The sequence below is a fragment of the Flavobacteriales bacterium TMED191 genome (genome assembly GCA_002171975.2).
In the GTDB taxonomy this organism is placed as follows: domain Bacteria; phylum Bacteroidota; class Bacteroidia; order Flavobacteriales; family TMED113.
In genome coordinates this window covers 1-7,800 of record NHIO02000023.1, presented here as the reverse complement: position 1 = coordinate 7,800, position 7,800 = coordinate 1, and the positions used below count along the sequence as shown (strand labels likewise).

The 7,800-nt window shown below is 30.0% G+C and carries 4 protein-coding genes; all 4 read right to left on the bottom strand.

Going from position 1 to position 7,800, the window contains the following annotated elements:
- Nucleotides 1-221: 221 nt before the first annotated feature.
- Nucleotides 222-1,892, bottom strand: coding sequence for a DUF2075 domain-containing protein (locus CBD51_002140; protein RPG59924.1), 1,671 nt, complete (start codon nt 1,890-1,892; stop codon nt 222-224).
- Entirely contained in the window at nt 1,892-2,143 is a 252-nt protein-coding gene (locus tag CBD51_002135; GenBank protein RPG59923.1) for a hypothetical protein, read from the bottom strand. Before CBD51_002135 ends, CBD51_002140 begins: the two co-directional genes overlap by 1 nt.
- A 76-nt stretch (nt 2,144-2,219) precedes the next feature.
- The gene (locus CBD51_002130; GenBank protein ID RPG59922.1) at nt 2,220-3,698 is read right to left on the bottom strand and encodes a hypothetical protein; all 1,479 of its coding nucleotides are present in this window, start codon (nt 3,696-3,698) and stop codon (nt 2,220-2,222) included.
- A complete protein-coding gene (locus tag CBD51_002125; protein RPG59921.1) occupies nt 3,698-6,775 on the bottom strand; it encodes a hypothetical protein in 3,078 nt (1,025 codons plus the stop codon). The genes CBD51_002130 and CBD51_002125 overlap by 1 nt, the downstream gene beginning before the upstream one ends.
- Nucleotides 6,776-7,800 lie beyond the last annotated feature (1,025 nt).

Sequence of the window (7,800 nt, the reverse complement as noted above, 5' to 3'; positions counted from 1 at the left end):
TTGCGATGACGGGCAACTCTCGTTTTATTGGATTCAAAAACATATTTCCATTCAACTTTAGTAAACCTAGGTAAATTAATCGCAATAATCCAAAAGATAATTGGTCCATATAATGCTCCCACTAAAGGCCAAATTCCTATTTTCTTAGAATTATTTTTTATATTCAAATTTAAATTTAAATTTATTTAATTTAAAAGCAATTTTTAAAAAAATCAAATCCTTTAAGAGGATAATTCTATAAATGCAAGTAAACTTCTTGCTCTAGACATGGCAACATATTTTTCAGTTTCAGTAAATTCTTTATAATCTGACCAAATTAAAACTGCCTTTGATTCAAGACCTTTTACGGCTTCTACGTTAAAAACCCTTATTTTATTAGAACAATCAAAATTAAATGAGAGTTTTGAAAACAATGAATTTATATTTATTGCAGATAATCTAAGATCTGATATTTCTTTATGATCTTTGACCAGTATTATTAGTTCTTCAGACCTTAATCCAAATTTCTTAAGTAATTTATTTATACAATTATCTAACTTTTTAATATTTAATTTTTCTAAACTTATTATTTCAATTTCTGGTCCATTTGGAGATAGGCAATTTACAGCTTTAATGGACGGGCAAATATTTTGATAAAAAGAAATTATTTGAGGCGTATTTCTTACATTATCTTCTAGAACTTGAAAATTACCAAAATCATACATCGACCTTAAATCATCAACAGAAAATGCTTCATTTGAAATATTTTGTTGAGGATCAAATAAACATATAAAATTTCCATTTTTAGTTGTAAGTCTTGCCAAAGCAGGAATAATATTTTCATCAAAATCTTGCATTTCATCTATCACTAATGTCTTACATCTATATGGCGTTTTTTTAATTATTAATTCAATTAAATTATATGTATTTGCTTTAGAATCAAAAGTTACTTCGTATTTATTTAAAATATCGATTAATTTATTTAAAAACTCCAGAAAGCTATAGAATTCTATATTTTTTGATATGCCCTGATTTTTTCCTCTTAATGTTTGGGCTAGTATTTGTGAATTGCAAACATATAATGATTCTTTTTCCAAATCAGAAAATCTATGTAGAGCATCAATTCCAATTAAAGTTTTACCAGTTCCCGCAGAGCCACAAATTAAATTTCTAGATGTATATTTTAATTGTGAAATTATTTTGGCTTGATGCAAAGATGGAGAAATGCCTTTAGCAAAAAAATTCTCTGGTTCAATTAATTCTGTATTAAAGGCAAATTCACAAGAACCCTCTGGTTCAAATATTTTATGAATAATTACTAAATCTTTTTCTGAAAAACTTCTAAGACCTTTATCTGACAATTTTGTTATGAATAAACTTTTTACCCACGATGCTATATTTTTCAAATTATCTTCAAATCCAGTTTGCTTATATTTTTGGTCAATATCAAATTCACCCCAACTTGATCTTTTTGATTGAGGAAAAAAAACACCATCAATAATGCTTTGAGTTAATTCAAATTTTGTTCTTCCAAGTAAATTTTTATAGAGAATATGCTCAATGATTCGATATCTTGATCTATCAACTTGCTTATATGGATTTTTTATTTTTATTTTTTCAAAATTTTTATTTGTAGTTGTGTAAATTCCATCTTTAAATTCAACTCCTCCCCCTTTGCATTCAATTACCAATATCCCATAATCGGGCCAAACAATAATAAAGTCAGCCTCGCCATTAACAAAAATACTTTCTTTGTTTTTATCTAAATTAAAGGTTCGCCAAGTTCTCGAATAATAAACTATTACTTCATCACCTAAGAATTCTCTAAAAGAATCGAACAATATTCTTTCCGATTTTCTTCTAGGATCTCTCTCGATTTCAAGGGGAATTCGCTTTGGATATATTATGGCCACTAATTAAATAGTTCTCCAAAAAAAGCAATTTTTTTATTATCCTCAGTTCCATAAAGAAGACCTCTATCTAAAAAACGATTGAATACTTCGCAAGATGTTTCAGGCAATAAAGTACAACTATGGCATGATGCTAGTGAACCAGTTAATGAAATATCAGTAACCCTATTCATACATAGGGGGTCTCCTGAACACCATTGACCATCGTGTAAAGCTGATTTNATTAATTCTGAAAACTTCTGAGTCTCTGCCATTCCNGCAAGGCCACCAAGAGTTCCATCCGCATCTGAAGATGANGTATAAAGAAGNATNCCTGCTTGTTGAACACTTTTATTTTCTTGTGAATGTATTACTATAAATTTTTTCTCTGATTGAAGATAAAGAATATCCACAAGTACTTGATAGAGATCTAATTAATAAGTGAGAAATAGTATGTAATAAAAAATATCTTGGAGTCATTTTATTCTTTATTTCACTTAATTCTCCACCATCTTTTAAGAATGCATTCTTAAATAATCTTGTNGCNTCNTCTATTCTATTTANTACATCTTTTTTCGNTTCCCATTCATTTAAATAATTACTTGAGAAATCTACAAATATTCCTTCTCCATAATTTTCAATAGCTGGCAACCAATCACCCTTATTAGAAACAACATTTTGTCTTAAGGATGGACTTTCAGATGAATTGATTCTTGAGAAAGAAACTAAAGCCCTTACCTCNCTTAAACGTTTAATTTTAGAAATTCCATTTATGAAAGATTTAAAATCCTCAGGTACAAATTTTTTATCAGCGATAAATTCAATATCTGCCATATCTTCTCTGCAGGAATTTTTTAAAACCAAATATTCATCTGATGTCATTTCTTCTTCATTAACATCAAGATTTCTGATTGAAATTATATGATTTGTGATATCTTCAACCGACATGCCATTTTTAATCATATTTTTAAAACCTGTATCAGTTTCAGATAAANNTTGAACCAAAANAGNTAAAANATTTTCTNGNGNNGAAAGNAGTGTAGGAAGGTGTNGNCCNATATAGTCACTCTTCACACTTGACCAAGGGGGNATACTTATTGCACTTTTAGTATTTGGGAAATATAAACTGGAAGATCCACGTTGAAATGCTCTGAAAGGCCTCTCACATCTTTTTTCATTTCTAAAGGAATCAGCTTCAATCCAAGGCGATTTACAACTACATGCAATAGGAGGATTTATAAAACCGGATCTATTAAAAGCATCTTTTAGACTTCTTTGAGTTTTACAAGTTTCGCATCTTACAAATACCTTATCAATCCCCGCACCTAGGTCAATTAGTCTTAAATCGCTTTCTTTACAGCCAGCTTTATGTCTAACAAATCTATTCCAAGGAAAATCATCTATNTGGCCGTTATCGCATGCTGCTAAGAATCGTATTGGCACACAATAAAATCTTTTGGATTTTGATCCCTCTTTCGAACAGTTTTGACAGTACTTATCGTAAGAGCCATATGATTTCTCTGCCCAATCATCTAAATCTTTTATTCTTCTGCATTTAGGACATTGCAACCATCTTGGAAATTGTTTTACTCTTATAGGCTCAGATGATAATATTTCTTCTTTATCTTTAAGTGAAGGAGGCTCACGAAAATCAGTAACATTTAAAAAATTTGCAAGTCTTGGCTCAACAATTCTTCTTGAGTATTGCCAATTATCAAATAAAAGAACAATCGCAGATATTGATGCTTTATCTGATCTGAAGTCAAAGATACTGCCAGCGCCGTAATTAGCAATAAAATTACTCTTCCTTAAAGTTATTAAATCTCCCATTATCCTCTTCTCCTTCTCCTAGTAGGATCNGTTACTCTGATCAGGGCCTCNGCCTCTACATTCCTAACATTTGTTATACATGTATACTCCTCAAATGTTTTATTTGAAGATGCTGCTATTTCAGCATCAATCATCAATGATTTACCCTTATTTTTTGGACTTTTAAAATAATTTTTTGGTTTTATATCTATCCAGTCAGCTTCAAAATCTTTAATTTGATTTTCCAAAAACTTTAAATTCTCGGGAGANATTCTTTTACACCTTTCAANAAGAAAATCACTAACTTCTGAAAAGGTCTCATGAAATTGAGAGAGATCAGGTGAATTAAGAGCAAATTCCGACANATGTCTACAAGCCGTGACGATGACTGAAGGTAATGCTTTTTTTATACATTCTGGGGAGAAAGGGGTGAGNCTGGTTACTTCAACATCTTTATAAAGATTCTGATGNATATCCTTAAAGTTTTCATAACAAGATTTATCTCTAACTTTATTAGAGTTATAAACGCTTATAACGATGCCTGGAAATTTTCTACCAACTCGACTGGAAGCCTGAATATACTCAGATTTTGATTTTGTTTGACCATTTATAATCATTAATCCCAGTCTAGATACATCTACTCCCACACTTATCATATTTGTTGACAAACAAGCATCAAGAGCACCATCATTTTCTCTTGTCAAATGAAGATCTTCTAAAAAAGTCTTTATTTGTTGTTGTGATCTCTGAGAAGTTAATTCACAAATATTTTGAATACTATAAGTATTTTGATTAAAGTCCTTTGCGATACTTTTTAGTTTTTCAATTACTTGATCTTGGTAGAGAACATTGGCGCCCCCAAGTTCTTTAAGAGAATTAAAATAACTTACTAATGTAGTGAAGGTTTCAGCCTGCTTTTTCTCTTGGGTACCTTCCTTCATTTCATAATAAATATTTTGTGCATGATGAAAAGCAGCTGCAACAATTCCTGCTAAAGCTTGTTTAGGGGAGTTACACATTGTAGAAACTCCTATATATAATCTTCCACTATCATTTTTATTTTCTACAGCAAAACAAGAATCATCAAAACTTATCCCTTGAGGGGGGAATTGAACTAATTCTCTATCAAATAAAGTTTTAACCTGCACATTAGCATTCTTTATTGTGGCAGTTGATCCAATTATTTTTATAGGATTTTTCTTGCTACATATCATATCTATCGCAGCTTCAAACAATCCTGATATTGAACCTAACGGACCTGAAATCAAATGAAGTTCATCTTGAAGAATCAACTCAGGATTTCTCCCAGTCGAAGAATAAAATAAATGATTTGTATTTGGTACTTTTAGTATTCGAATAAATTTATCTGTAGTTCCTAAAATTATTGAGGGTCTTACATTATATATATCTTCATCGACTGTATAAACAGGTAAATCACCCACTAATTTACATGACTTATTTCTACAAGTTGGACTAAAAGGTGCATCAGGTCTAAAATCCCAAAAAAGTTCCGATTTACAACAAGGACATTCGGTAATCTGCCTTGGATCTCCTGTCTGTATTTCTTCATTCTCAAGAAGCTCCATCGCTTTTTTTCTTGTATTTGGAGAAGAGTATTGACCTATCCAGAGCCCAATGGAAAAAGATTTAGAGTCTTTATGGCAAAACTTACTTTCTCTTCTGATGTAATCAGATGCCAATACAAGTGAGGTGGCTCTCTCAAATTGCTGTGTAGTTAATAGCCTGAGTGTATATCTTATAAATACTTGTGTTCCAGGATCATCTATCTCTTTCGATTTGAATGAAGACTTAAATAATAGAAATGAAATTATACATAGATACGCTTCTGTCTTACCTCCTCCAGTTGGGAACCATAATAAATCAGCCACTTTTTTACTATCACAATTATTATCCCTAAAAGACTCCAAAACGAGCAATATAAAAGCTAACTGAAAAGGTCTCCAAATAAAAGATTTAGATTCAGACTTCCAGCTACTTTGTTCTGAAATTGCTAAATTAGCTAATTGAAATGCATTCCTAAATGAATCATCTTTATCAAGACAATTAATTGTTGATTTTATTCTTTTTATAACATCCTCACATATTTGAAGATTTGAACTCGCAAACTGTCTTGCAATATCTGGGAATTCTTTTAATTTATTTTTTATAACTTCATCAATCCAAGATTCATAAACATGAATAAAATTATCAAGTGTTTCTGATAATATTTTTTTATTACAAGTACCAAGAAAATCAGCATCTAAATTTTCGATATTAATTTTACGAAAATATTTTGTTGCATTTTTATCTATAGGGTTTATTGCATGAAATGGTAAATATTCTGTCCAGATTTTTGTTTTACTTTCATCCCATTGTGTAGAAACTCCATGTCCGTAGCACAAGGGTCTAGAATTAGAATAAAGAAATTCATACATTCTTGTTTCATAATCACCAGAATTTAAATTTAAAGGTCTTTCACTAAAAATATTATCTTCCAATGTAGAAATTTCTATTACGGGCTGAAATAAAATATAGGGCGTTTTATCAACATAATCTTCGCTAGATCTAATAGTTAGATCGTTTACCAAAGTGATTGTATACATATAAAAATCTTCACTTTTTTTATACACGCTATATATGTGTAAATATATTCCATCTTCGAGAATTACTTTTCTATTTTTAAAAGAAATAAGATTATCAAATTCAAAACCTTTTCTCTTCCAAAATTTCTTACCATCTTGATCTATCTCAAAATATCTTGCAAATTTAACATGTACTTTAATTTCATCACCAGATTTGATTTGGAAAGAAATTCCCAATGAACTTGGCTCATAAACAAGCTCAAGAGGTTGTTCATAATCATCATCATCTTCATTTTTATTAGAAGATTCAATTGCTCCAGTTGATAGGCTACTTGAATCAGAAATACTATCCGCTATTGATGATTCCTCCTCAGATTTTGGCGTAGGAGAGATATATCCATATAAATATTTTGATTTTGGACTCTCTTCAATGACTTCTTCTTCTCGCAGAGGTCCAATCAAACTAGCTTTTAGTTTGTTTATAAATTCATTTCTAATATCTCCTTTAATTTCCATTTATTTAAAACCTTGGCTTCAATATACCCACTACATTGGGATAAAAAATCACTTTAGGTTTAGTTTTAATATATTTGATAATCTCCTTAAAGTTTGTACTATCTTCTTCTCGTGGTAAAAAGTCTTCAATTAATCCTGTTGTAGTTCCTACCATAAAAATATTGCCAAATCTTGGAGGCATATCACTAGAGAACAAATATCTTAGTGAATCCGATAAAGATTTAGATAAAGAACCAATATATATACATTTTTTCTTTGTAACGATATCAAATGTTGGCTCTTTAAAATTTGAATCATTATAAATTATTTCAAGTTCAACAATATTATTCGGATGACGAGAAAACCAATCTTGGGCCATATCTGACTTATAAGGATTGGATTCATTCGACCAAATTATGTCACCTTTTCTTCCAATAAAAACGCCTTTTGATGATGGGATAAATTCTCTTCTATTTAAAAATTTTTTATAGTCAATCTTTTCAGAATAAAACTCACAATATTCGAGATTACTTATAGCTCTTGTTAAGCCTACATAATAAATTCTATATTCATCGGCATTTAATCTACTTGATCCATTTGATTGCATATGAAGAACTATATTGTCAGATTCTCTACCTTTAAAAGAATGCATACTACTAAAAACATCTTCACCATTACCCCACTTTTCACTCCTGAAGATTTGAGGAAACTGCCTAAAACGAATATCATCTTCAATTTGTTTTAAATCTATAAAACTATTTTGACTTCCAAAATAATTATCAATTAAGTCTATAAAATTACCAATATTAAATTTAAATCTCTTTTCAATTATATCCTCGTTTAATTCAAAAATTACTCTCCACAGATCATCAAGAGATAACTTTTCTGAATCAGGAAAATATTTATAAATAAATGCAAAAAAAGGATTTATTATTTCATGTAAAAATCCAATACGGAAAGAGGTATGAACACGATTTTTATATCTTGGCAAAACATGAGAGACTACATCTATATTTCTACGAAATAAAAAAACTTTTGAACTCGAA